Source organism: Hymenobacter citatus, from assembly GCF_014333615.1.
GTDB lineage: Bacteria > Bacteroidota > Bacteroidia > Cytophagales > Hymenobacteraceae > Hymenobacter > Hymenobacter citatus.
Genome location: NZ_JACSCY010000009.1, coordinates 55,870 through 80,563 on the forward strand (window position 1 = coordinate 55,870; position 24,694 = coordinate 80,563).

Genomic DNA, 24,694 nt, shown 5'->3' on the forward strand with positions numbered 1-24,694 from the left:
GTAAAAGCAGAGTATGGTAAAATCAGGCCGCAGCGCGGCATTGTGTTAGACTGGAATGAGTGAACAGCGTATTTCCGTATATCTGGTAGATGACCATCCGCTGGTGCTGGAGGGCGTCAAAACGCTGTTGCACCCGGAGGCCGATATCTGCATTGTGGGGCAGGCGAGCAGCGGGCCAGAGGCGCTGGCCCAGTTCCCTGCGCATCCGGAAGTGCAGGTGGCGGTGATAGACATGAATATGCCCCAGATGTCGGGGGTGGAGCTGACACGTGCGCTCCGCACCCACCACCCCCAAGTACGCGTGCTGGTGCTGAGCATGGACGACGACTACGCCCAGATACGCGAAGTGCTGGACGCCGGCGGCATGGGCTATTTGCTGAAGAACACAACCCGCGAAGAACTAAGCACGGCTATCCGGACCATTGCGGCGGGCCGTACCTTTTTCAGTCAGGAGGTAGGCAACACGCTCCTGCAACATTCCGCCGCTGGAGGTGCCACGCCCGTAAACCTGACAGCGCGGGAGCACGAGATTCTGCGCCTGATTGCCCGCGAGTATTCCAACAACCTGATTGCCGAAACGCTCTTCATTAGCGAGCGAACGGTGGAAACGCATCGGAAGAACATCTTAGTGAAGACGAACTCCAAATCGGTGGTGGGGTTGATTCAATATGCCCTACGGCACAAGCTGATTCCCTGACCCAAATCTGCGGCTTAACGAATCTACCATAGGGGAGCCTGAATGGGTCCGTATTTGTACTTATTAAATAGCGGTAAGCTCAGCACTAGTAAGAAGAGCTAGGCTTTTTCTGGGAGAAGGCAACAAAAGCAGTACATGGTCGTAGAGTCCCGCCAGAAATTCTTCCACGGTTGAGCTTGTAAGTTTAAAAGTGTCCGTAGAGCTTGTTCAGCAAAACTAAATGGCAAGTAGGCGCACGGCTCAGTATAGCTTGTGTAGAAACCGCTACAGTCTAATTTTCCTCCGTACCAGTACGGAGAAAGGTCTACGGGGTACTAGGTATTTTTAACTTAGCCAAGAAAAAATAGTTCTCTTTATCATTCTACTAAATAAGAACATAATTACATTTGAATCATTACAGCGGAGGACATCAGACTCTTTCTTTTATACAGCTTCATTTAACAAACACATCTATGGCATCAAAAATCCTCTCCTTTATCTGCCATGTCCCAACACTGGCTCCCGGCTCCTACCCTGCAGTGCCCACTACTGCTACACCCAGCCGGACAATTGAACCCAAAAAAGAGGTGCAGAGCACGTCTGGCGGCCACTTCGCGGCCATCTACGAAAACGACCGGTTTGTACGGTTCAAGTACATCAACAACACCAAATAGCACTGCTGCTCGCTGCCTGCGCGCGAGCCGTCAGCCAAACCGAAACGCCGCCCGTTGCCAGTAGGCAATGGGCGGCGTTTCGGCATTTAAACAAGAGTCATTATTACCTTCCTTATCCGTAGAATAAGTTGTTGGCTACGTCCGGCTGCAGATTTGGGCTAACTTGCGGGCCGTTTCATCTGTTGTGCACACATGAATTCAATGCTAGTTCGCGGCCTGTGGCTGCTGTTGTTGGTAGTAGGAGTAGGTCAATCTGGATGGGCGCAAACGGCGGGCATCATGCCCGAAGAAGGCGCCTGGTACGGTATTATTGCCCGCAGTAGCGGCCGCAGCCTCGATATTGCCAACTCATCTGCCGAAGCCGGTGCTGCTGCCGTGCAGTGGGAGTTCAATCAGGCGCGCAGCCAGCAATGGCGCTTTGTGCCCGTGATGGCCGGCAGCCAGTACTACCGCATCGAGTCGCGCAACAGCACGATGTGCCTAACCCTGGAGCGCCCCGACGAAAACGCGCCAATTGTGCAGCGCCCCTGGACGGGCAGCTTCTACCAGCAGTGGGCCCTGGTGCCCACCGGCCCGGTAGGCACCTTGCAGCTCATCAACCGCGGCAATGATAAATGCGCCGCCCTGGCCGGCGCCGACCGCTTCAACGCAACGCCCGTGGTAGGGCAGGCACCCCAAAACCGTGCTACCCAGCAGTGGCGCCTGTTCAAGCTGCAACTCAATATTGACGTCACGGCGCCTGGCTTTGGCCCCGTGCGGCCTCTAGCAGCCCTCAACACACCCGCCAACGAGCTACAACCCGTGCCTACCCCCGATGGCAAACGCCTCTACTTGGCCCGCACTAAATACGCCGGCAACACGGAAGGCAACACCGAGTCGGGGGATATCTGGGTGAGTACTTCTGCCGACAACGGCGAAACCTGGGGCCCCGCCTCGCGCCTCGAAGGGCTGAACACGGCCCAGAACAACGGCGTGATGTCGGTACTGGAGGATGGTAAAGCCCTGCTGCTACGCGGTACTTACACCCGCGACTCCTTCCGCGACGAAGGCGTGTCGCGGGCTGTGCCGGGAGCCAAGGGTAAAAATGCATTGCCCGAGCCGTTGCCCATCCGCAACTACTACTCCGTGAGTCCGTCGAACACGTTCTTTATGACGCCCGATGAGAAAGTGTTGCTGCTTTCCATTGAGCGTAGCGACACGCAGGGCAGCAACGACCTGTATGTGAGCTACTCCCTGGCCGATGGCACCTGGAGCGAGCCGCAAACCCTGGGCAGCGTCATCAACTCGCCGGGCTACGACTTTGCGCCCTGGATGTCGCCTGATGGCAAAACGCTGTATTTCTCCTCCTACGGCCATGCTGGCTTTGGTGGGTCCGATATCTTTGCCAGCACGCGACTGGATACGCTAAGCTGGACTTCATGGAGCGCGCCGCGCAACCTGGGCGGCTCCATTAATGGGGTAGGGTTTGATGCTTACCTGTCGGTGTCTAGCGACGGCAAGCACGCGTTCTTTGCCTCGGCGCCCAAGCTCGATGCCCCCGCCGACTTGTTTCGGACCATCACCGGCGTGACGCAGGAGCCGCCTGCGCCCGATACTACGGCCAAATCCGTAGCAGCGCGCATCATGCTCACAGGCAAAGTGTTGAACACCAAAACCAGCCAGGCCGTATCGGCTGAAGTAAGGGCTGTGCGCCTGGGTTCCGACATGGTATTCAACGCCACCGGCCGCACCGATGCGGGCACGGGCTTCTACCAGTTTTCGCTGCCGCCCGGCCAGTACCGCCTCACGGCCACCAGCACTGGCTTCCTCACGGCTTCCGACACCGTAACGGTGGCTGGCTCCATGCGCCGCGACCTGCTGCTGGTGCCGGCAGCCGTGGGCTCCAAGCTGGAGCTCCCTACCCTGATTTTCTCTCAGGGTAAATACGACCTGCTGCCCGCTTCCTACGAAGAACTAAACCGCTTGGCCCGCACCCTGGCCGACAACCCCGCCGTGAGCATCCAGCTGGAAGGTCATACCGACAACGTGGGCAATCCGCAGCTGAATGTGCAGCTCTCTTTGGAGCGGGTGCAGGAGGTGAAGCGCTACCTCGTGAGCCGCGGTGTGGCCGCCAGCCGCATTGCTACTGTGGGCTACGGCGGCGCCAAGCCCCGCGCCAGCAACGCCCGCGAAGAAACCCGCCGTCTCAACCGCCGCGTAGAGTTCACCATTACCAAGGATTAGCTTAGCGTTGGTGATGGCAGAGTAGAGACACACTATTTTGTGTCTCGTCGTTGAGCAGTCGGCATCTATATGATGAAACAACATCCGCAACGACTAGACACAAAATGTTGTGTCTCTACCCCGTAACCGACCTTACTCAGGCCCCATGCAAGCCACCATCCTGCACGAACTGATATTGCCGGACCTCCCCTCTGCGTCGGGGGTAGAGTTGATAGGTGAGCGGGCGTATGTAGTAGGTGACGATAGCCCCTTCCTGTACACACTGGATGCGGCCTCGCTGGCCGCAGGGCAACCTACCACGCTGTTCGAAACGGCGCACTTCAGCACCGGCCGCATTCCCAAAGCCGAAAAGCCCGACCTGGAATGCCTGACCGCGCTAACCCTACCTACCGGCGAAACCGGCCTGCTGACCTTTGGGTCGGGTAGCGCACCTACCCGCGAAATAGGGTTCTGGGTGCCACTGCTGCATGGTGCGGCTACGGTGTACCCTGTGGCGCTGGGGCCGTTGTATAAGCTGCTACGGGCACGACTTCCGGCCGGCATCAGCCTGAATCTGGAAGCTGCTGCTGCCACTACCACGGAGCTGTGGCTGTTTCAGCGGGGCATTGGGGTAGGGGCACAAAACCTGTCGTTTCGGTTACCGCTGGGGCCGGCACTGGATTTCATTCGTCTCCGCACCGCGCAGCCGCCCACTATCCAGCAGCAGGTGCTGGCGCTACCCACGGTGGCCGGGCATGCAGCCGGATTATCTGGCGCTACCTGGTACGATGGGCGCTTGTTCGTAACAGCTTCCGTAGAAGATACACTCGACCCCGTGGCCGATGGAGCTGTGTTGGGCAGCTTGGTAGGCATGGCCGAACCCGGCAAAAATCCCAGGTGGGTGCCACTGGTGCAGCCGGATGGCCAACCCTACCTACGCAAAGTGGAAGGCGTGGCCGTGCGGCGGCGCATTGGGCGTGGGCACTATGAGCTGCTGCTGGTAACCGACGATGATGCCGGCGGCTCCACCGCCCTGATAGCCGCCATACGTAGCTGAAAACGCGTTTTCAGAAGTTTTTTTACAAAAAACGGCTGCAAGTGACAGCCGACCGCAGGGAATGCCAAGTAATGCGGCCTAACGTGGTGTAATCAACCAGGTTGCGTTGCTATGTTTGTGTACAAGAGAAGTATGATGGGGAGTGGGTCAGGGGTAGGGCGTAGCAAGTCGACTGCTTGGCCGAGTGGCTGCAAACGTAAATGACCACGCTGGCCGGTTATCAGCCGCCGATGCGCCTTGCCGAGCGGGCAGTTGCTCTTAGTCCGCTTGTTTCTCCCGCCGAAACACCTAGTAGTTCCCGTTTGTCAGTGTCATTTCCCGACGAGGCCCAGTTGCTGGAGCAGCTCCGCCAGGGTAGCGAAGCCGCTTTCCGCACCGTAGTAGAGCGTCACCAAACCCGCATCTATAACACGGTGCTGGCCCTGGTGCAGTCGCCCGAGGAAGCGGAGGACGTCACGCAGGAGGTGTTCGTAGAAGTGTTCCAAACCGTGGGGCGGTTTCGGGGCGATGCGGCCCTTACTACCTGGCTGTACCGGATTGCCACATCCCGCGCCTTAAACGCCCTTCAAAAGCGAAAAGCCAAGAAGCGTTTCGCTTTTCTAACTACCCTCTTCGGCGACAACAACGAAGTGCAGCACCACCCACCCGATTTTCGCCATCCGGGGGTGTTGCTGGAAGACCAGGAGCGGATGCAGCAGCTGTTCTGGGCTATTGATCGGCTGGCAAATCAGCAGAAAGTGGCTTTCACGCTGCGCTACCGCGAAGACCTGAGCTATCAGGAAATAGCGGCGGTGATGGAAACCACCGTTCCCGCCGTCGAGTCGCTGCTGGTACGCGCCAAGCAGGCACTCCGCAAACAACTACAGTCTTACTACCATGCCTGATTCGCACCTACCTTCCCAAACCGGCCCCGACGACGCCCTGGAGGCCGACCTACAGCGTTTGCGGCACCTGCCACCCGCGGCGCCTACCCCGTTTCTCTTCACCCGCGTACAGGCCCGGCTAGATGCCACTGCCACGAAAACCGGCGCTTTGCCTTGGTGGCTCCAGCGTCCCGCCTACCTGGTGGCGGTGCTTATCCTGCTGGTAGCCATCAACATGGGGGCCGTACTGCATTTCGCCTACCAGCGTACGGTTGCTTCCACAACTGCTACCACACCCCTCGACTCTTTCGCTTCCGAATATCAACTGACTCCCTACGTTGTTGCGTATGAATAGCCCTCCCCCGCGCTTGTCGAGCTTTCGCCTGTTATGGGGAAGCCTTATCGTATTGGTAATACTAAACGTGAGCCTGCTAGCCTGGCTGTGGCTGGCTCCTGCCCGGATGCCGGGCGGCTGGCACCCCCGCGGTGGCCCCGGACCAGAAGGCGCCGAGAGTTTCCTGGCCGAGCGGCTGCACTTCACGCCCGCCCAGCGCACGCGCTTCGATAGCCTACGGGCTATGTATTTTCGGCAGATGCGCCCGCTCATGGAACGCGCCCACACTAATAGACTCAACTATTTTCAGCTGCTGGACGATACGACCCTCACCGACCAGCAGTTGGCCCAGCGTGCCGCCGTCGGCCACGCCGCCATGACGCAGGTTGACGTGCTCACGCTCCGCCATTTTCAGCAAATAGCCGCCTTGTGCACGCCCGCGCAGCGCCAGCAACTAACGCAGGTGTTGGCCGAGCTGCCCATGCTGCGCGGCGGGGGCGGCCCTCCCGGCCGTCGTGAGGGTATGCCCAGGCCTGGTTGGCGGTCAGGACGACGCGGCCATGGCGGACCCGGTACTCCTAGTGGACCGCCACCCTTTTAATACTGAAAAAGAGGCGAAAACCCAGGCGGTTTTCGCCTCTTTTCTCGCATCCGAATGCAGCTGTATGACTGCCGTTTGACCTCAACGTGGCTTGCGCGAATACATTTTGAAAAAATACACGAGGTGGCCGCAGGGTTTTAAAAAGAAGCTTGTCTAATCCTGCATGATGGTGATAGCACACGAATTCAGGGAGCAGCTACGCTGGATTCCTCGGATCGTTAGGGGTAGGCGGCTACCCAACTGCAATGCGTGCCGCCATCTTTTTCAACGAAAAGAAGCGGGCATGCAACGGCTGCTTGGGTAGGCGACTCTCCTATGTGGTGCTCACCGGTGGCTGACGAGCTGCCGATGCCCTACCCACGTGAACGTGACGTGTGGTAGGGTAGTGGGTACCCTGCTCAATTCTTGGCTTGGCTCATGCCATTGCCTGGCTGCCTGGCAGCTGGGTAGGGAAAACGTGTGCCCACGCCATCTTCTGTAATTCCCTTAAATCTCTCTTTTTTGATGCAAACAAAACGATATAGCAGTCTGCTATGGCTGGTAGTGGTTGGCCTGCTGAGCCTGACCTCCTGTAGCGACGACAGCGACGATACTGCCACGATATACGGCGTGTGGACCTCCCGCTCGCAGTTTGAGGGGCTGGCCCGTAGCTCGGCCGTCAGCTTCACTATCGGCGACCGGGCCTACGTGGGCCTGGGTACCGATGGCACGGTTCGATTTAAGGATTTCTGGGAGTACAATCCCAACACCAACACCTGGATTCAGAAGGCTGATTTTCCGGGGGCAGCGCGCTACATGGCCGTAGGGTTTTCGGCCAATGGCAAGGGCTACGTGGGCACCGGCTACGACGGTGTGAACCGCCTCGGCGACTTCTACGAGTACGACCCAACCACCGACAAGTGGACCCAAAAGGCTGATTTCGGCGGCTCGGCCCGCTACGGCGCTACGGCGCTCAGCATCAACGACAAAGGCTACGTAGGCACCGGCTACGACGGTAACTACAAGAAGGATTTCTGGCAATACGACCCTGCCACCGATACCTGGACGCAGAAGCCCAGCTTCGGCGGCAACAAGCGCCTGGGCGCTACCAGCTTCGCGCTCAATAACCAAGGCTACCTGCTGCTGGGCTCCGATAATGGCGTGTATCAGACCGATGTATGGTCCTACGACCCGGCCAGCGAAGTCTGGACTGAGCACAACAAGCTGGTGTTGAATACGGATCTGGATTACGACTACAGCGCTATCCCGCGCGACAATGCCACCAGCTTCGTGATTGGCGACCGGGGCTTTATTGCACTGGGCAACAGCAGCGGCGTACGCGCCGATTGCTGGGAGTATTCGCCCTCGGCAGATGCCTGGGCGCAGAAAAACCCACTGAGCAACTTCAGCGGCGCGGCACGCTCCCAGGCAGTAGGCTTTGCCATTGGCAACTACGGCTATATTGGTACCGGCCTTACAGGTTCTCTACGCCTGGATGACTTCTGGCAGCTTGCACCCGATGAGGAAGAAAACTAAGCAGCGCCGCCCGGTTGGCGGCTGGCTAATCGGGCGACTGCTCCTGTTGATGGGTAGTCTGGTAGCACTGCTGCTGACCAGTTGCGAAGAAGCCAACGACATTGGGCTGGATATGCAGGCGACCAATGGCGCAGGGGGCGTCTACGTTGATACATTTACGGTGCGCACCAGCACGGTGCTGCTAGACTCGGTGCCTACCTCCACCTCGTCCTATTTACTGGTAGGCCGATACCGCGACTCGCGGCTGGGCACGGTAGAAGCGCGCAGTTTTGTACAGCTGGGCTTAGAATCGGCTTTCACGCCCGTGTCTACCAGCACTTTTGACTCGCTGGTACTGGTGTTGCCGGCCGATGCCTACCGTTACGGCGACACTACCCGCACACAGCATCTGGAGGTGCATCGCCTCACCGAACAGTTTTCGCCAACGACTACCTATTATACGGTAAACACCCTGGCCTACGCCAGCAAACCGTTGGTATCGAAAACGATGCGGGCCCGGTCTGGTGCGCGCAGCATCCGGCTGCGGCTACCCGATGCACTAGGCCAGGAGTTGATGACGCTGGGCCGGGCTGGCCGCTTAAGCACAGCAGACGAGTTGGCTTACTACCTGAAAGGCTTGGTTGTAACGCCCGATAGCACCGATAATGCTGCGCTCATTCGCTTCGCCGCCACTTCCGCCGGGCTCACCCTGTATTACCACGATTCGGGTAGTCCGTCTACGGCCCTCACGCAGGAGTTTCCGGTTTCTACCCGTCATTTCTACCAATTGCGCAACGACCGGCGCGGCACGTTGTTGGCGTCGTTGCAGAACACCCGGCAAGCAGTACCCAGTAGCCAGACGGCCGAGGAAACCTTTGTGGAAGGTGGCCTGGGACTATACACCAAGATCGAAATTCCGTACCTGCTGAACCTGAATGACCTTAGCGGAATGGCTACCATCGTATCCGCGCAGCTCGTGCTAGAAGAAGTACCCAGCGCCGAGCAGCGGCCGTATATGCCACCTCCTACCTCGCTCACTCTACGCCTCACGGATGCTTCCAACCGGGCTGGTGCCCTTTTCACCACGTCCGATGGTACTGCGCACACCTTTTCATACACCACTGCGCAATCGGCACGTACGGGACTGCAACAAGGCCAGTACACGCTCGACCTGACGGCCTACCTCGCCGGCTTGGTACGCCGCACTTCCACCAACACTGGGCTGCTACTAAGTCCAAGTTCTGCCGAGTCGCCGGATCGGGCCATACTCGGTAGCTTTCGCAACACCAGCCACCAGCTGCAGTTGCGGATTTACTACACAAAATCTGATTAGTTTTCAAATAGAACCTCTATAAAGTCCTGCTACCATGCATAGTAAGACTTTCATAGAGGTTCTGAACTGTCTATCACACATCATCAAAGCAGATCTAGCATAACCATACTAACTCCCAATAGGGAAGCTAATAACAGAGTATGAAAAGGCACTTTCTTAAAGGAGAAAGATCAGAAGATTTGTCTTTTACTGGGAAAAACAGTTCCTATATATTAAAAAGCTGCTTATAAATAAGTTAACGAATATATTCTATGAATATAAACCTCCTGTTTGTCTTATTCTTGGAATAATATTAATATAATACAACAAAATGGCTATGTATTTGCACTGTTGAGTTTCAACAGATTTTGCATTTATCTATGCCTATTGTCGCTCTACCCATCGTTTTCGAAAACACAGCTGGTATTATTGCCGCGCATTCCGATGGGTATGCTCTGGTACGTTATCATGCCTTGACACGTCGTTCAAACGATTTGCGGAATCTGTTGGAATACTTGGGTAGCTTTCTGGTAGACCGAGGCTGGCAGCGCATCCTGTGCGACGCACGCAATATGAAGGCGCTAACGCTAGACGAACAACGCTGGATACAAGAGCAATGGTACTCGAGCAATGTAATGCGGCCCAATCAGCTCTCCACTGTTTATCTATCGGAAGAAGATGCATCAGTGCAATTACTGCTAGAAGAAATGGCCCCCGTTGCGCAAACACCCCATACATTCAGTAGCCTTAAAGAGGCGCAGACGTACTTGGCAAAGTACTTATAAGGCAGTTGGGTGGGGGTATCGGGAAAGGGCTTTATCTTTCGACACATACCAAACACACCATTTGCATGCACCAGATAATTTATATGAGCCGGGGCGTAGAGCCCATGAGCGAGGAGCAGTTGCGGGAGTTGCTGCTGCAGGCCCGCGCCGCCAACGAAGCAAAGGACATCACAGGCGCCCTGATTTATGGTGATAATCAGTTCATGCAAATCATCGAAGGAGCTGAAAATGACTTGGTACTGCTGTATGCGAAGCTGTTAAACGACCCACGACACCAAAACGTGGTAAAGCTTGCCGACAAGGAGATTATGCAGCGTAACTTCAGCCAATGGTCGATGGCTTTCAAAACAGTGTCGTCAGAAGAGTTTACTCAACTGCAAGGCTACGTAGAGCCGGACGCATTAGATCTAAAGGCACCTGGGCTAAACGCTGCTGATTCACTTCTCCTAGAAATGATGAAGTCCTTCATCCTGAACCCAAGGAAATAGCGTAGGATTTCTTTTAAGTTGCGCCTCGCTTCTTCTACACGTACTCATCGTGAAGAAAAGGGGCAGCTAAAGTATAGGAACCAGATTAATACAAAAGCCCATGCGAAGCTTCGCATGGGCTTTTGTATTAGTACCCAGAGCCGGGGTCGAACCGGCACACCTTGCGGTATTGGTGTTTGAGACCAACGCGTCTACCGATTCCGCCATCTGGGCTTCTGAACAACCGTTCGGGTCGGTAACTCACGAACGGGTGGCAAACTTAGTGAGACTTTCTCGAATACGCAAGAGGTAGCGCCGTTTCAAATAATAGGTGCGGATCTGCTGTAGGGCTTGCGGGCGAGCATCGGTAGGTAACTGGTCGTACCCAACTAATACGGGTTCTATGCCTACTTCTAAGGTGTTGTTCAGTTCATTAACCTCATTTTCCACCCGCTCTACTACTGCCTGGTCGGGGTCAAATTCCAGCTCCATCAGCTGTTCATTTAGCTCCATCACTTCCATTAAAAAATCTGGTGGCAGCTCCTGTTTTCCCTCTTCTAAGAGGCCGTGACGGCCTAAAATATAGGCCATGCGTGCATCAGCGTCGGAGAGGGTGCGGTAGGCGTTGGTATTGAGCGTAGCCAAGCGCAGGATTTCCTGCTGGCGCTCGGGTGGGGCCGTGGCGTGGAAATCGGGGTGGTACTCGCGACTGAGCGCATAATACTGGCGCTTAATAGTAGCCTCATCGGGCCGGAAGCTCTCAGGGAGATGATAAAATTCGAAGTAATCCGTGGTCATAAGAGAAGAAAGCTGGCGCCCAGTGCGAGATAGAAGTAAGTAACAAGCTTACTGGCTACGGGTTTCGGCAGGGTAAAGAATAGCACAGCTGAACCGAGCAAAGACAGCACACTTTGAAAATATGTTTCTAGTTAACATAATATAAAAACAGAAATAAAAAGCTCAATTGCAGCCAGTAATCAAGCATTTACCTCCGCGATAGAAACCTCCGATGGGAAGTGAACCTCTACCTGTGAGTCGAAATGCAGCCCCAGCAACTCAGCTGCATTGCCTTGGTTGATTCCAATGCAAAGCTGATCCTGGCTGTTGAAGATGCATGCTACGTCGCCGGGAGGGGCTGCTTGGTAATGTGGGTGCAACTCTTGTACACTCTCACGGGCAAAGCGAATGGTGCCGATGCGGCCATGACCGACAGCCTCCACAGCCGTGCGCGTGATGTCGGTAATGAGGTTGCCATAATGGTCGACGTGCACCACATGACCCGTGATGCGGTGGTCTTGCAAGCGTAGCTGCCGGTTCACCAGCGAGCGAAACGTTGCGGTTTCCAGGCCGAGGTCGGTGAGTTGGCCGCCCTGAGCCAGGTGCACGGCCGCCGGTGTCAGAATGTCGCGGGTGGGGGAGGGGGTAGGCTGAGCGGCTTGCAAGCGTACCACTTCCTCGGGGCGTCCCTCCGTGAGTAACGAAAGGATGCCATTATCGGCCACTACAAAATAGTGCCCCTCGTAGCTGGCGGCGTGCCAGGCGGGCTGCGCACTACCCAAATCGTTGACGCCGATAAGGTGGACCGTGCCCAACGGGAAATCACGAAATACCGCTTGGAGAACGTGAACGGCGTGCGCGATGTTAAAGGGTTCGATGGCGTGGCTGATGTCGAGCACCGCCTGCGCGGGGGCTAGTTGCAGCATCCGCGCCTTCACGGCCGCCACGTAATGGTCGCGGTAGCCGAAGTCAGACAGAAACGTAATCAACCCCATGCCAAAATCCTGAGTTATTCGTACTATTGCTTACCCCCTGCGGGGGCGGCAAAAGTAGGCCTTTTCGGTGGAAACCGATAGCCGATACTTCTTTTCATGTATTCCCATCCCTCTAAAAATTCCTGATTTGGTCGAGAAAGTCATCACGCTCGAAAACGTGTCCCTACTTGATTTCCTGGGGCCCGACAACCAGAATATCCGTCAACTCGCGGCTGCCTTTCCGGGTAGTAAAATCATTTCCCGCGGCAACGAAATTAAGATTCAGGGCCAGACGCCCGTCATTACCCGCATCAATGAAATCCTATCGGGACTCATTGAGCACTACCACCAATATGGCCAGATTACGGACCGCACCGTGAGCGAATATATTGGGGCCGTAGATGACGAGCAGCAGGAGCGCATTATGGCCACGGCACCCATTGCCGATGTGATTGTGTTTGGGGCTAAAGGCGGCGTGATCAAAGCCAAAACGCCCAATCAGCAGAAGCTGGTGGACACGGTGATGAAGCACGACCTGACCTTTGCGCTGGGGCCGGCTGGTACGGGCAAAACCTACGTATCGGTGGCGCTGGCGGTGCGGGCGCTCAAAAACAAGGAGGTCAAGAAGATCATCATCTCGCGCCCGGTGGTGGAGGCCGGCGAAAGCCTGGGTTTCCTACCCGGCGATATGAAGGAGAAGGTAGACCCCTACCTGCGCCCGATCTACGATGCTTTGGAGGACATGATTGCGCCCGAAAAGCTGAAGTTCTACCAGGAAAACAAGATCATCGAAATTGCTCCGCTGGCCTACATGCGCGGTCGTACGCTCAACAACGCCTTCGTGCTGCTGGACGAGGCCCAAAACACCACGCCTTCGCAGTTGAAGATGTTTCTGACCCGTATGGGTCCCTCGGCCAAGGTGATGGTGAACGGCGACCGGAGCCAGATCGACCTACCCACCAAGCAGAAATCGGGGCTGATGCAGGCCCTGGATATTCTGAAAGGGGTGCACGGCATTGGCTTCGTAGAGATGAGTGCCGACGACGTGGTGCGCCACAAGCTGGTGAAGGAAATTGTGCAGGCCTACGACAAGTTCGATGTGCAGCAGCAGCGCGAGCAGGCCAACCGCCCGCCCCGCGAGTACACACCCCGCAACGGTCAGCAACGGTTCGTGCGCGAAACCGCCGACCCAGCCCGCCACCCCGACGCCCGCCCCGAGGACGACGGCATGCAGGACCTGCCCGTGAACCACGAGCAGCAGTTGTAAAGAATGTTTTTGTAGAGAGAAGCGGCCGGATATAGTTCTGGCCGCTTTTTCTTTGCAAGAACCCATTTATTTGTTGCTTGTCGTTTCACCTTTCTTATGCCTTCTATGACCGCCCAGCAAGTTAACACCGCCGAAGAAATAGCCTCTGCCCTCCATATCCGCGAGATTGTATTTGTACAGGGCCAGGGCGTGCCGCCTGATGCCGAATACGATGAGCACGACCGCTCCGACGCTACCCACTACCTAGCCATATCGGCCGACGGTACGCCCTGCGGTGCCGCCCGCTGGCGCCCCACCGACAAAGGCGTAAAGCTGGAGCGGTTTGCTGTGCTGGCCAGCTACCGCAATCAGGAAGCCGGTGCAGCCCTATTGCGCGCTGTGCTACAAGATGTGCGGGCGGCCCACCCCGATGCTACGGTCTACCTACACTCCCAGCTACCGGCCGTGCGCTTCTACGAGCGGCACGGGTTTGAGAAGGTAGGCGAACAGTTCTCGGAATGCGATATTGAGCACTACAAAATGGAACTGCGGAAATAATACCATGTCATTCCGAGTGCAACGAGGAATCTGAGGCAGCCATTGCGGCACCTCGGGTTCCTCGTTTGCTTGTTGAATGGCATATTTTTTATACGGTCAGCTAGCGTCCTATCGGATTATGTAATCGATTTTCTATTCACTTTATCCCGCGTATTGTATGCTGCATTGGGCTCCTATTGCCTTCGTGCGCCTGACGTTGGCGTTGGCGGCTGGTATTCTCACGTATCTGTATGCGGGCGCCGTATTGCCAGAGTTGCAATGGGTGTTGTTGGCGCTGATTTTCAGCTACATCGTATTTCAACTGTGGACAGCCCGTCAGCCTACCCCTGGCCCTACCGATGCGGCAGGTTTGCTGGCGTTGGTGGTGCTGTACGTGGCTGGCCTCACACTCACGCAGCACGCCACTGAGTCGCGCCGCGCCGACCACCTCTACTACTTTGAGAGTAACATTGAATTTTACCGGGCTGTGGTGGATGAACCCTCTGTGGTGCGACCCGCTACCTACGCTACCACCGTGCGTGTGCAAGCGGTGCGGGTGGCCGGGCAGTGGCAGTCGGCTACGGGTGGCATCCGAGTATCAGTGCCGCGCACGGAGCAGGGGAGGGACGTGGTCCTGCCGCGCTACGGCGACGTGTGGCTGGTGCGCGGCGCGCCCGCACCCAGTAAAGCCCCGCTCAACCCCGGCGAGTTCGACTACCGCCGCTACCTGGCCTATCATCAGGTATACCATCAGCAGTTTGTGCACCCCGATCAATACCTGAAAACGGGCGTAGCGCCCCCCAATGCGTTGGTGGCCGTGAGCCTGCGCGCTGCCCGCGCCATCGAGGGCGTATTCAAGCAGTACGTGCACCGCAAGCGCGAGTACGCCCTGGCGGCGGCACTGGTGCTGGGCATCAAAGACGACGTAGATCAGCAAACCCAACAGGCCTACGCCAATACGGGCACCACGCACATCATGGCCGTGTCGGGGTTGCAGGTAGGGCTGCTGTTTGGGGCCGTATCGTGGGTGCTGACGCTGGTGCCGGGTAGACGCGGGCCGTTTTTTCGGCTGGTGGCGGCGCTGCTGGGCTTGGCCGTTATCTGGAGTTACGCGTTTCTGACGGGCCTTTCGGCGTCGGTGCTGCGGGCAGCCGTTATGTTCTCCTTCATCATTCTGGCGCGGGCCTTAGACCGGCAGAGTAGCATGTACAATACGCTGGCACTGGCGGCGTTTGTGCTGCTCTGCTACAATCCCTACCTGCTGGTGGATGTAGGGTTTCAGCTGTCGTTTCTGGCGGTGCTCAGCATCGTGCATTTGCAGCCGCGCATTGCGGGGTGGTTCGATCTGCGTGACTGGGCACTGAGCCACCTACGGCCCTGGCAGTCGCAGTGGCAGCAACGCGTGTGGCGCGGCGCGGGCAAACTACTTGATGCCACCTGGCAGGCCACGGCCCTGTCGCTGGCGGCGCAGGTAGCCACGTTTCCGCTGGGGTTGTTCTATTTTCATCAGTTTCCACTCAGCTTTCTGCTTTCCAATCTGATTGCGGTGCCCGTCTCTTCGGGGGCAGTGTATGTAGGCATTGTGCTGCTGGTAGTGAAGGGGCTGACTACCTTGCTGGCACTGGCCCTACCTGCTGCCGCGCCGGTGCTGGACTGGGCTCCGCGCGCCGTAGCAGTATTGTTCGAGTGGATGATCTGGTTCTTCAACGAATACATCTTCTGGATTGGCCATGCCCTTCCCGGCGCCCTCATCGCGGGTATCCACATCACGGCTCTGCAAGCGTGGCTGATTTTTGCGGTGATTCTAGCCTTACTCATCTTTTTTGCGGCGCGGCGGCTGGCGTGGCTGGGCATCGCGTGTGCCCTGCTAGGGGTGTTTGCTGGCAACCGCGTGTGGGCGGCCTACCAACTCGCCCCCGACGAGCATCTAATTATCTACAGCATCCCGCGCCGCTCGGCGGTGGGCTTCTGGCAAGGTGCGTCGGCCACCATCATTACCCCCGATTCCCTACCCCTCACCGAAACCGAGCGAACCTACCGCATTGTGCCCGGCATCATTCAGCGCGAGGCCCGGCAAGTAGCCTACTACCCCGGCTGGCGCGGGGCGCCGATACCGGCCACAAAGGCCGACAACAGTTTGGTGCTTAGCGTGTGGCGGGGCGTGCGCTTGGCTTTTGTATCGGGAAAGCCAAGCAGCGCTACCCAGCCGCAGCCGGTAGATGTGGTGGTATTGCGCCGCAATGCCCGCGTGTCGCCCGAGGTGCTGGCTGCTGTGTTTGGCCGGCAGGCGCGGGTGGTGTTCGATTCGTCGTGCCGGTCGTGGTATGTGGCGCGGCAAGACTCCGTGCTGCGGGCCGCCGGTTTTCGGGTGCACGATGTCACGGTGCAAGGCGCCTATACGGTTCAGCTTCCTCGATAAAGAAGGTAAACCCGCTGCCGCGCAACCCAGTTCATCTGACTTGCGCTATATAGTTTCACGGTTGCCTTCTTTTCGTTACGTTTGGTTTTACTGCCCTGTGTATTTCGGAGCAGTCGAGCCTGTTACGCGTCAGGTGGACGGCCGCTCTTTCACTGCTTAGCCCCGCCGACCATGGATACGATACTTACCAAGGAGCTGGAAGCCCTGCGCTATATTCGATATGAGTGCCGCGATGCCATTGGCTACATTACCCTAAACCGTCCCGAAAAGCGCAACGCCCTCAGTGCTGAGATGGTAACTGAGCTGAAGCTGGCTTTTGACACCGCCGAAGAAGACGAGAACTGCAAAGTGATTGTGCTGCGGGCCGCAGGCAACGTGTTCTGCGCCGGCGCCGACCTAGCTTACATTCAGGAGTTGCAAGGCTTTGGCTACACCGATAATCTGGCCGACAGCACCCACCTCATGCAGCTGTTTCACCAGATCTATACGCTCAATAAGGTTGTCATTGCCCAAGTGCAGGGCCACGCGCTGGCCGGTGGCTGTGGCTTGGTAACCGTCTGCGACTTCGCTTTTGCCGTGCCCGAGGCCAAGTTTGGTTACACCGAAGTGAAAATAGGTTTTCTGCCGGCCATTGTAAGCGTTTTCCTGCTACGCAAGGTAGGCGAGAGCCGCGCCAAGCAACTGCTGCTGACCGGTGATGTTATTTCCGCCACACGGGCACAGGAGTTCGGCCTAATCAACTTTCTAACCTCGGCAGCGGAACTAGACGAGCAGGTGCAGCAGTTTGCCCGTCGCCTGTGCGTCGAAAACTCAGCGCAAAGCATGGAAGCAACCAAAGAAATGCTGGCCCGCCTCCCCGAAATGCCGTTAGAAGACAGCCTGCGCTACGTGGCACAGCTCAACGCCGAAGCCCGCAGTTCCCTGGATTGCCGCCGGGGCATTGCTGCTTTTTTAAATCGAGAGAAAATAAATTGGGGAAATTAAGTAGCTATTATTGTCTTTTTGGAAAGCAAAATAATGCGCAACGTGCTGTGTAAACAACCACGTTATAGGAGCCTTTTTAACCTGCGCGAACAGAACGCCGAAAACAAACCCTCACAAAGTAAGTTACCACCCTATGACAACGCTGGCAGCCGTGGCCGTAACGACGGCTACTTTTCTGGGAATGGAGTTTTGGGCGTGGTTCATGCACAAATTTGTGCAGCACGGTCCCTTATGGTTTTTGCATCGCTCGCACCATGTGCGGCCTAGTCCACGCCCTTTCGAGCACAACGACCTATTCTTTCTGTTGTACGGTGGTCTGTCGGCTGCGCTCATTATCACCGGCGACAACGGCCAACGGTGGTGGTTTTGGGTAGGCGTGGGCATTGCAGCCTACGGCACCGTGTATTTTTTCGTGCACGATGTACTGATTCATGGCCGATTACGGTTCTGGCGCAAATCACAAAATACTTACCTGCGGGCACTGAACATGGCCCACAAAATGCACCACAAAACCACCGGCCGCGACGGCTCCGTGGAATTTGGTTTGCTGTGGGTGTCGCCAAAATATTTAGAGATGGCGCGACAGCGGAAGAAGATAATTAATAATGACTAAGTATTAATTAAAACTTTCAGCGGGGTGTTGAGTTAATAGGTGACAATCATATAAAAAGGGAATAGAGAAAAATTAATAATTATTCATTTGTAATTATTAATTAAAAACAGCCGTGGGAAAGTTTTCAATAAGCGACCTGGAGAATCTCTCCGGAATAAAAGCACACACCATTCGGATGTGGGAGCAGCGCTACGGTATCCTGCGGCCGGTGCGTACCTCCACCAATATCCGTACGTACTGCGAGAGCGACTTGCGCCGCCTGCTGAACGTGGCAACGCTGTGCAACCGCGGGCACCGTATTTCGCGCGTGGCCCAACTCTCGGAGCAGGAACTGTGTCAGGCCGTGATGCAGTGCGGCGAAGAGGGTCAGGATTATGTGCCGCAGGTAAATGCCTTGCTAGCCGCTGCCGTGGCCATGGACGAGCCCCAGTTGCAACTGCAAATAGCCGCTGCTCTCGACCAATTGGGTTTCGAAGAAGCCATGCTGCACATTCTGTATCCTTTCCTACGCAGGGTAGGGATTATGTGGCAGGTAGGGACCATTAATCCGGCGCAGGAGCACCTGGTATCCAACCTGATACGGCAGAAGATGGTGGCCGCTATTGATGCTCTACCCTACGTGCCTCCAACAGAAGCCCGGCGCTGGGTGTTGTTTTTGCCGCAGGGCGAGCTGCACGAGTTGGGCTTGCTATTTATGAGCTACGCGTTGCGGGCGCGGCAGCACCACGTGTTGTACCTGGGCCAAAGCCTACCCGTGAAAGAACTGGCAGCAGTATGCGAGGCCTACCAGCCCTACGCCTTGTGCACGGTGCTTACGTCGGTGCCGGAGCGCGACCAGGTGCAAAACTTTGTGGAGGAGCTGGCTCGTACTAATCCGCACACGCCCTTGTTTTTGTATGGCCCACTGGTGCAGCGCGAATGCCTGCAACTACCTGCCACTGCGGTACAGCTGCGCTTGATGACCGATTTTCTGGCATTAGCTAACTCTTTGAGCCTACACCCGGAGCCTACAGAAGTCCTGAGCTAAGTGGAACGACTGTGCGTGCTACGCAGAAGTCATAATTTTTTAATACATCGTTTTTCGTCCTTCTGGCTGCGTACAGGCCCTTTTTCTGGCAACAGGAAAAGGGCCATTGCTTTTTAGAAGTTCAGATGATGATCTGAATATCAACAGTTTCGTACGCTTAGAATGCCGTTGGGTACGTTGTTTGGAAATAATCAAAATTATTTTTTATCAATTGTGCACAACTTTTAATTTCTCCCGTATCTTTGTTTAACTTTTTGCCACGAAAAGCTAAACAGTATGACCTCTTTGGAATTCACCAACCAAGTACAGAAGATTTCTTACTCTCTAAAGCCCGTGGCGATGAACCTGACCCGCGACGCTGACGATGCGAAAGATCTTGTACAAGAAACTTTGCTGAAAGCGCTGCTGAACAAGGACAAGTTCAAGGCGGGCACCAACCTGAAGGCATGGTTGTACACCATCATGCGCAACACCTTCATTAACAACTACAACAAGATTACCAAGCGCAATAGCAATATTGACAGCACGGAGTATTTTCAGTATTTCAACACCGACGAAAACTACATTACGCACAACGGCGCCAGCTCGGATTTCGTAGTAACGGATATCAATGAGGCCATCGGCAACCTCCCTGCCGATTACCGCACCCCGTTTATGATGTATTACATCGGCTACAAGTATTTGGAAATAGCCGAGAAGCTTCAGATTCCCATTGGCACGGTTAAAAACCGAATTCACATTGCCCGGAAGGAACTGAAGGACGCATTAAAGGTATACGCTCCCGGCGTGTAGGGAATAGGGAGAGAGTACAACTGCCCCGGGCGTATAGCGGGTCGCAAACAGTGTTGACGCAAGTCACGTTGTTCGCGGCCCGTTTTTTTATCGCAGATGTTGCAGATTGGCTGGATTTCGCGGATGCAGGCGCGCACTGTTAACGGTGATAGAACCTCCGCTCTATAGCTTAGGACTTTTGCTTTGCGAGCGTATGGGGTAGGAAAGGGGTAGCCTGTTTGTGCCGAAGTTGGCAGAGTAGGCCGTATGTTTGTTGCAAGCTGAACAGGGTAGGGCGGAACGAGTTGGCCGAGCTTCCGTATCGGAGTAGCGACACGGAGTGGCACGACGCACATCTGCATCTGCGAAATCCTGTCAATCTGCAACATCTGCGATAATGAATGTACTTGTAATTGGGGCCGGCTTTGCCGGGTTGGCAGCCGCTACCTCCCTGGCGCAACAGGGCTACCGCGTCACGGTGCTGGAAAAAAACGAAAGCCCGGGCGGACGTGCCCGCCAGTTCCGGTCTGCCGGCTTCACCTTCGATATGGGCCCGAGCTGGTACTGGATGCCCGATGTATTTGAGCAATACTTCGGCCGTTTCGGCAAGAAGGTAGCCGACTACTATGAGTTGGTGCGGTTGGACCCGTCCTACCAGGTGGTGTTTCGCGGAGGCGAGGCCGTGGATATTCCGGCGGCCATGCAGGAGCTGCGGGCGTTATTTGAGCGTTTTGAGCCAGGCAGCGGCGCGCGGCTGGACGAGTTTCTGCGCCAGGCTGCCTATAAATACGAGGTAGGGATGCACAAATTTGTGCACATGCCCGGTCGCTCGGTGCTGGAGTTTGCCAAGCCGCACCTGCTGGTAGACGCCCTGCGCCTCGATTTGCTGCAAAGCATGCACAAGCACGTGCGCAAGTTTTTCAAAGACCCGCGCCTGCTGGAGCTGGTGGAGTTTCCGGTACTGTTTCTGGGGGCTACCCCGCAAAACACGCCCGCGCTCTACTCCCTCATGAACTACGCCGACCTCGCGCTGGGCACGTGGTACCCCATGGGCGGCATGCACAAGATCGTGGAAGGCATGGTGCAGCTGGCTCAGGAGTTGGGTGTGCAGTTTGAGTACAGCCAGGCCGTAGAAGAAATTGTGGTGGAAAACGGCCGTACCACGGGCGTGCGCACCGCCACCGGCTTTCAGCCCGCCGACGTGGTAGTAGCCGGCGCCGACTACCACCACGCCGAGCAGCACCTGCTGGCCTTCGACCACCGAAACTACACCGAGCGGTACTGGAATAAGCGCACCCTGGCGCCCTCGTCGCTGCTGTTTTACATCGGCGTCAACAAGCGCCTCGACAACCTGCGTCACCACAACCTGTTCTTTGATGAGGACTTTGGGCGGCACGCGCACGAGATTTATGAGCAGCCCCAGTGGCCTACCCGGCCGTTGTTCTACGCCTCGGCCCCGTCCCAAACCGACCCCAGCGTGGCGCCCGAAGGCTGCGAAAACCTGTTCCTGCTGATTCCCGTGGCGCCCAATCTGGATGACACCGAGGAGACCCGCGAGCGGTACTACCACCTCATCATGGAGCGCCTGGAAAAGCACTGCGGCCAGAGTATCCGCGATGCGGTGGTGTTCCGGCGCAGCTACGCCCACCGCGACTTCATCCAGGACTACAACAGCTACAAGGGCAACGCCTACGGCCTGGCCAACACCCTAAGCCAAACGGCCATCCTGAAGCCTGCGTTGAAAAGTAATAAAGTTGATAATCTTTACTTTACCGGCCAGCTTACGGTGCCCGGTCCCGGCGTACCGCCTTCGCTCATCTCAGGGCAGGTAGTAGCCAAGGAGATTGAAAAGGATTTCGGAGGGTAGGTGCGTTGCACGTCGTTCCGAGCTTGCCGAGGAATCTCGCGTGCTGACGAAAGACCGTCATGCTGAGCTTGTCGAAGCATCTCGCGTGCTGACGAAAAACACTATCTGCCATCAGCACGCGAGATGCTTCGACAAGCTCAGCATGACGCTCCAATTCATAGTTTCTAATTCATAATTTCTAATTAAAAAAGTGGACCACGTTGCCCTTTTCGACCAAACCACGCTGGCGTGTAGTAAGCTGATTACCACGCGCTACAGCACCTCGTTCACGCTGGGCATCCGGACGCTCGACAAGCGTTTCCATTTGCCCGTGTACGCCGTGTATGGGTTTGTGCGCTGGGCCGATGAAATCGTGGACACGTTTCATAGCCACGACAAAGCCGCACTGTTCGAGGACTTTAAGCGCCAGACCGACGAGGCTCTGCGCGAGCGGCTGAGCCTGAACCCGGTGCTGCACGCGTTCCAACTCATGGTGCACCGCTACGGCATCGACCAGGAGTTTATCGACGCGTTTCTGCGCAGTATGGAGATGGACCTGGAAGACCAGAGCTACAACCAGTCGCTGTACCAGGAGTACATCTACGGCTCGGCGGAGGTGGTAGGGCTGATGTGCCTACGCATTTTCTGCGAGGGCGATAAAGCGCTATTTGAGCGCCTGCGCGAGCCAGCGCGGCGGTTGGGCTCGGCGTTTCAGAAGGTGAATTTCCTGCGCGATATCCGCTCCGACTACGAGGACCGGGGCCGCGTGTACTTCCCCGGCGTGCAGTACGAGCGGTTCGACGACCAGGTGAAGCGCGAGATTGAAGCAGATATCCTAGCCGATTTTGAGGCCGGCTACGCCGGCATCGTGCAGCTACCGCGTGCGGCGCGGCTGGGCGTGTATCTCGCCTACGTGTATTATTTGAAGCTATTTTATAAAATTCGGAAGCTGTCGGCTGCTCATATTTTGGGTGAGCGAGTGCGCGTGCCCAACAACACCAAAATGCTTTTGCTGCTAGGTTCGTACTTTCGCTACCGCCTCCGGGCTATCTAGCCACCAACCCTGCACCGCGTGAAGGTCCTTTTGCCGTTCTGTTTCACTCTGTTTTTTACTTTTTCCAGTCTCGTGTCCGACGCCAATCCCTACTCCGTTGCCAACCTGCGCCGCCAGTATCAACAAGCCGCTGCCAGCAAAGAGGGCGGTGAAAAGTTTCACCAGCTGATGGCTGCCTACACGCAGCACGATGCCGTGGTGCTGGCCTACAAAGCCGCCGCAGAAGCCATCCGGGCCCGTGACGCGTCTATGTTCAATAAGCTCACCTACGTACAGCAGGCCGCCAAGCTGTTTGAAGAAGCTGTGCGCCGCGACAACGACAACGCCGAAATCCGCTTCCTGCGCTTGAGCGTGGAAAGCAACCTGCCTGCCTTCCTGGGCCTCAGCCAGCACGTCGACGATGACCGGCAGTTTCTGGTACGCACCCTTCTGCAACACCCCGATTCTGGCATGGACCACGAATCTTTTTCGCTGGTGCGCGACTTTATGGTAGAGCGCGGCCACGTATCCGGCCCCGACGCCCAACGCCTGACTTCATTGTAAGACGGCTTATTGATCTTCGTTATAGTTGCCCGGAAGCTCCTGTTTGGAGCTTCTTTTGTTTGTACCGCCTTCAAACCTACCTTCCTGCCCTTCCGAGCACTCTGCTTACTGCGCAGAATGACGGTCGATAGCTCTCTTATAGCTCTCTTATAGCTCTCTTCTTAATCATAATATGCTGCGTAAACTTCTGCTATTCTGTACGCTACTAGTCACTAACCTGACTGCTTTCAGCCAGACTATTCGACTGACGGGTAGGGTAGTGGATACCCAGCACCAACCCGTTCCCTACGCCAGCGTGGCCCTCCCCGATGGCACAGCGGGTACTGCTACCAACGAGGTAGGCGAGTTCAGCCTGATCGTGCCCCCCCTGCCGCAGCGGCTGGTGGTGCTCAGCATTGGCTATGCCCGCACGGAGGCCGATGTGTCTACCACTGCGCCCCTCACCATCACCCTACCCGCCAGCACCGTACAGCTACCCGAGGTGGTGGTGCGCAACCCCCAGCGCGTGGCCGAAGACCTGGTACAGCGCGCCTACGCCAAGCTGGCCCGCCACGAAAATGACACGTACTTTGGCAAGGCTTTCTATCGCCAGAAAACCCGCACCAACGGCACCTACGACGAGCTGTCGGATGCCTTCTACGACGTGGAGCTGACGCCGCAGAAGATCGTGGGGTGGGAGCTGGGCGAGTCGCGCTACGCGGCGGTGGCAGGGCCGTTTCATATGAAAAACTTTTCTACCCTGATGCGGCTGCCTACCTTCACCCGATACCCAAAACGGGGTAGCCTGTACCTGCCGCTGGCTGCGGATGCGGCCAAGCGGTTTGCCTTCACGCTGCGCGAAATCCAGACCGAAAACGGCCGCGAAACCGTCGTTATCGACTTTCAGCCCCGGCCGGGCCTCGACAAGCCCGCGCCGGTCGGCACGCTCTACCTCGACCGCCAGACGGCCGCCCTACGCCGCCAGGAGCTGCGCTTGCGAATGGGTAATATGCTGGCATTTACGAAAGGATTTCAGCCGTTGTCGGATTCGTTGCGGCTGGTATCGGACTTTGCACCGGTTGCCGATTCGCTCACACGCTTGGCTAGTACGCGGGGCGAGCTGGCCGTGAAGGTGCAAACCGGTAGCCGGCCACCTGTGCAGTCGCTACTATCAGCCTACCTGTTGCTGTATCAATATACTGGCCGCCTACCTGGCCAGGCTTACGGCCGGGTGAAGCACAGCACCGACGACCTCCAAACCCTGCAAAATCGTCCCTACAACGCCCAATTTTGGCGAGAGAACGAGATTATTCAAGCTAGTCCCATAGAAGAAGGAGTTATTCAGTCCTTCGAAAAACGTCGGGTTTTTGGTCGCCTATAACACTGAAAATGCGTGGGTTTTGTAGCCCGAAAGGTTGAGTTTGCGTATCTTTTCCCGGATATCGTGCCGCACCGTAAC

The 24,694-nt window shown here is 56.5% G+C and carries 24 protein-coding genes and 1 tRNA gene; 22 read left to right on the forward strand and 3 right to left on the reverse strand.

Going from position 1 to position 24,694, the window contains the following annotated elements; all coding sequences use genetic code 11:
• Positions 1-55 precede the first annotated feature (55 nt).
• The 11 genes from H8B15_RS12535 to H8B15_RS12585 all read left to right on the forward strand — a co-directional run bounded on the left by H8B15_RS12535 (position 56) and on the right by H8B15_RS12585 (position 10,486).
• Positions 56-697 (forward strand): response regulator transcription factor, encoded by a 642-nt coding sequence (locus tag H8B15_RS12535; protein WP_187320034.1) that lies wholly within the window; start codon positions 56-58, stop codon positions 695-697.
• 452 nt (positions 698-1,149) lie between these two features.
• Positions 1,150-1,350: a hypothetical protein gene (locus tag H8B15_RS12540; protein ID WP_187320035.1), complete on the forward strand. Its 201-nt coding sequence runs from the start codon at positions 1,150-1,152 to the stop codon at positions 1,348-1,350.
• Between the two features lie 192 nt (positions 1,351-1,542).
• Positions 1,543-3,573, forward strand: a complete 2,031-nt coding sequence (locus H8B15_RS12545) for an OmpA family protein (RefSeq protein WP_187320036.1) — start codon at positions 1,543-1,545, stop codon at positions 3,571-3,573.
• A 145-nt stretch (positions 3,574-3,718) separates the two neighbouring features.
• Positions 3,719-4,609: a DUF6929 family protein gene (locus H8B15_RS12550; protein ID WP_187320037.1), complete on the forward strand. Its 891-nt coding sequence runs from the start codon at positions 3,719-3,721 to the stop codon at positions 4,607-4,609.
• Between the two features lie 308 nt (positions 4,610-4,917).
• Complete coding sequence (locus tag H8B15_RS12555) at positions 4,918-5,493, forward strand: RNA polymerase sigma factor (protein WP_343069157.1); 576 nt, start codon at positions 4,918-4,920, stop codon at positions 5,491-5,493.
• Entirely contained in the window at positions 5,486-5,827 is a 342-nt protein-coding gene (locus H8B15_RS12560; RefSeq protein ID WP_187320038.1) for a hypothetical protein, read from the forward strand. The genes H8B15_RS12555 and H8B15_RS12560 overlap by 8 nt, the downstream gene beginning before the upstream one ends.
• Positions 5,820-6,407 carry a Spy/CpxP family protein refolding chaperone gene (locus tag H8B15_RS12565; protein WP_187320039.1) on the forward strand — a complete coding sequence of 196 codons (588 nt, stop codon included), beginning with the start codon at positions 5,820-5,822 and terminating at the stop codon, positions 6,405-6,407. The genes H8B15_RS12560 and H8B15_RS12565 overlap by 8 nt, the downstream gene beginning before the upstream one ends.
• A 504-nt stretch (positions 6,408-6,911) precedes the next feature.
• Positions 6,912-7,922 carry a Kelch repeat-containing protein gene (locus tag H8B15_RS12570; RefSeq protein ID WP_187320040.1) on the forward strand — a complete coding sequence of 337 codons (1,011 nt, stop codon included), beginning with the start codon at positions 6,912-6,914 and terminating at the stop codon, positions 7,920-7,922.
• Positions 7,906-9,234, forward strand: a complete 1,329-nt coding sequence (locus H8B15_RS12575) for a DUF4270 family protein (RefSeq protein ID WP_187320041.1) — start codon at positions 7,906-7,908, stop codon at positions 9,232-9,234. Before H8B15_RS12570 ends, H8B15_RS12575 begins: the two co-directional genes overlap by 17 nt.
• Positions 9,235-9,593: 359 nt before the next feature.
• Positions 9,594-9,998, forward strand: coding sequence for a hypothetical protein (locus H8B15_RS12580; RefSeq protein WP_187320042.1), 405 nt, complete (start codon positions 9,594-9,596; stop codon positions 9,996-9,998).
• A 65-nt stretch (positions 9,999-10,063) separates the two neighbouring features.
• Positions 10,064-10,486 (forward strand): BLUF domain-containing protein, encoded by a 423-nt coding sequence (locus H8B15_RS12585; protein WP_187320043.1) that lies wholly within the window; start codon positions 10,064-10,066, stop codon positions 10,484-10,486.
• A 131-nt stretch (positions 10,487-10,617) separates the two neighbouring features.
• On the opposite strand, the gene H8B15_RS12590 is transcribed toward H8B15_RS12585, so the two are convergent.
• The 3 genes from H8B15_RS12590 to H8B15_RS12600 form a co-directional block, all read right to left on the reverse strand.
• Positions 10,618-10,699, reverse strand: a tRNA-Leu gene (locus H8B15_RS12590).
• 27 nt (positions 10,700-10,726) lie between these two features.
• Positions 10,727-11,263: an iron-sulfur cluster co-chaperone HscB C-terminal domain-containing protein gene (locus tag H8B15_RS12595; RefSeq protein WP_187320044.1), complete on the reverse strand. Its 537-nt coding sequence runs from the start codon at positions 11,261-11,263 to the stop codon at positions 10,727-10,729.
• A gap of 179 nt (positions 11,264-11,442) precedes the next feature.
• Positions 11,443-12,237 carry an SAM hydrolase/SAM-dependent halogenase family protein gene (locus H8B15_RS12600; RefSeq protein WP_187320045.1) on the reverse strand — a complete coding sequence of 265 codons (795 nt, stop codon included), beginning with the start codon at positions 12,235-12,237 and terminating at the stop codon, positions 11,443-11,445.
• 127 nt (positions 12,238-12,364) lie between these two features.
• Here H8B15_RS12600 and H8B15_RS12605 point away from each other — a divergent pair, with 127 nt between their 5' ends.
• The 11 genes from H8B15_RS12605 (at position 12,365) to H8B15_RS12655 (ending at position 24,616) form a co-directional block, all read left to right on the forward strand.
• The gene (locus tag H8B15_RS12605; protein ID WP_187320046.1) at positions 12,365-13,483 is read left to right on the forward strand and encodes a PhoH family protein; all 1,119 of its coding nucleotides are present in this window, start codon (positions 12,365-12,367) and stop codon (positions 13,481-13,483) included.
• 96 nt (positions 13,484-13,579) lie between these two features.
• Positions 13,580-14,020 (forward strand): GNAT family N-acetyltransferase, encoded by a 441-nt coding sequence (locus H8B15_RS12610; protein ID WP_343069158.1) that lies wholly within the window; start codon positions 13,580-13,582, stop codon positions 14,018-14,020.
• 157 nt (positions 14,021-14,177) lie between these two features.
• Positions 14,178-16,418: a ComEC/Rec2 family competence protein gene (locus H8B15_RS12615; protein WP_187320047.1), complete on the forward strand. Its 2,241-nt coding sequence runs from the start codon at positions 14,178-14,180 to the stop codon at positions 16,416-16,418.
• A 171-nt stretch (positions 16,419-16,589) separates the two neighbouring features.
• Positions 16,590-17,402, forward strand: a complete 813-nt coding sequence (locus tag H8B15_RS12620) for an enoyl-CoA hydratase/isomerase family protein (RefSeq protein ID WP_187320048.1) — start codon at positions 16,590-16,592, stop codon at positions 17,400-17,402.
• A 133-nt stretch (positions 17,403-17,535) separates the two neighbouring features.
• A complete protein-coding gene (locus tag H8B15_RS12625) occupies positions 17,536-18,015 on the forward strand; it encodes a sterol desaturase family protein (protein WP_187320049.1) in 480 nt (159 codons plus the stop codon).
• A 112-nt stretch (positions 18,016-18,127) separates the two neighbouring features.
• The gene (locus H8B15_RS12630; protein WP_187320050.1) at positions 18,128-19,042 is read left to right on the forward strand and encodes a MerR family transcriptional regulator; all 915 of its coding nucleotides are present in this window, start codon (positions 18,128-18,130) and stop codon (positions 19,040-19,042) included.
• Between the two features lie 276 nt (positions 19,043-19,318).
• Positions 19,319-19,834: a sigma-70 family RNA polymerase sigma factor gene (locus H8B15_RS12635; RefSeq protein ID WP_185282819.1), complete on the forward strand. Its 516-nt coding sequence runs from the start codon at positions 19,319-19,321 to the stop codon at positions 19,832-19,834.
• A gap of 376 nt (positions 19,835-20,210) precedes the next feature.
• Entirely contained in the window at positions 20,211-21,680 is a 1,470-nt protein-coding gene (locus H8B15_RS12640) for a phytoene desaturase family protein (protein ID WP_187320051.1), read from the forward strand.
• A gap of 190 nt (positions 21,681-21,870) precedes the next feature.
• Positions 21,871-22,713: a squalene/phytoene synthase family protein gene (locus tag H8B15_RS12645; protein WP_187320052.1), complete on the forward strand. Its 843-nt coding sequence runs from the start codon at positions 21,871-21,873 to the stop codon at positions 22,711-22,713.
• A 72-nt stretch (positions 22,714-22,785) separates the two neighbouring features.
• A complete protein-coding gene (locus H8B15_RS12650; protein WP_187320053.1) occupies positions 22,786-23,256 on the forward strand; it encodes a hypothetical protein in 471 nt (156 codons plus the stop codon).
• Between the two features lie 172 nt (positions 23,257-23,428).
• Positions 23,429-24,616 carry a carboxypeptidase-like regulatory domain-containing protein gene (locus tag H8B15_RS12655; protein WP_187320054.1) on the forward strand — a complete coding sequence of 396 codons (1,188 nt, stop codon included), beginning with the start codon at positions 23,429-23,431 and terminating at the stop codon, positions 24,614-24,616.
• The last annotated feature ends 78 nt before the right edge of the window (positions 24,617-24,694 follow it).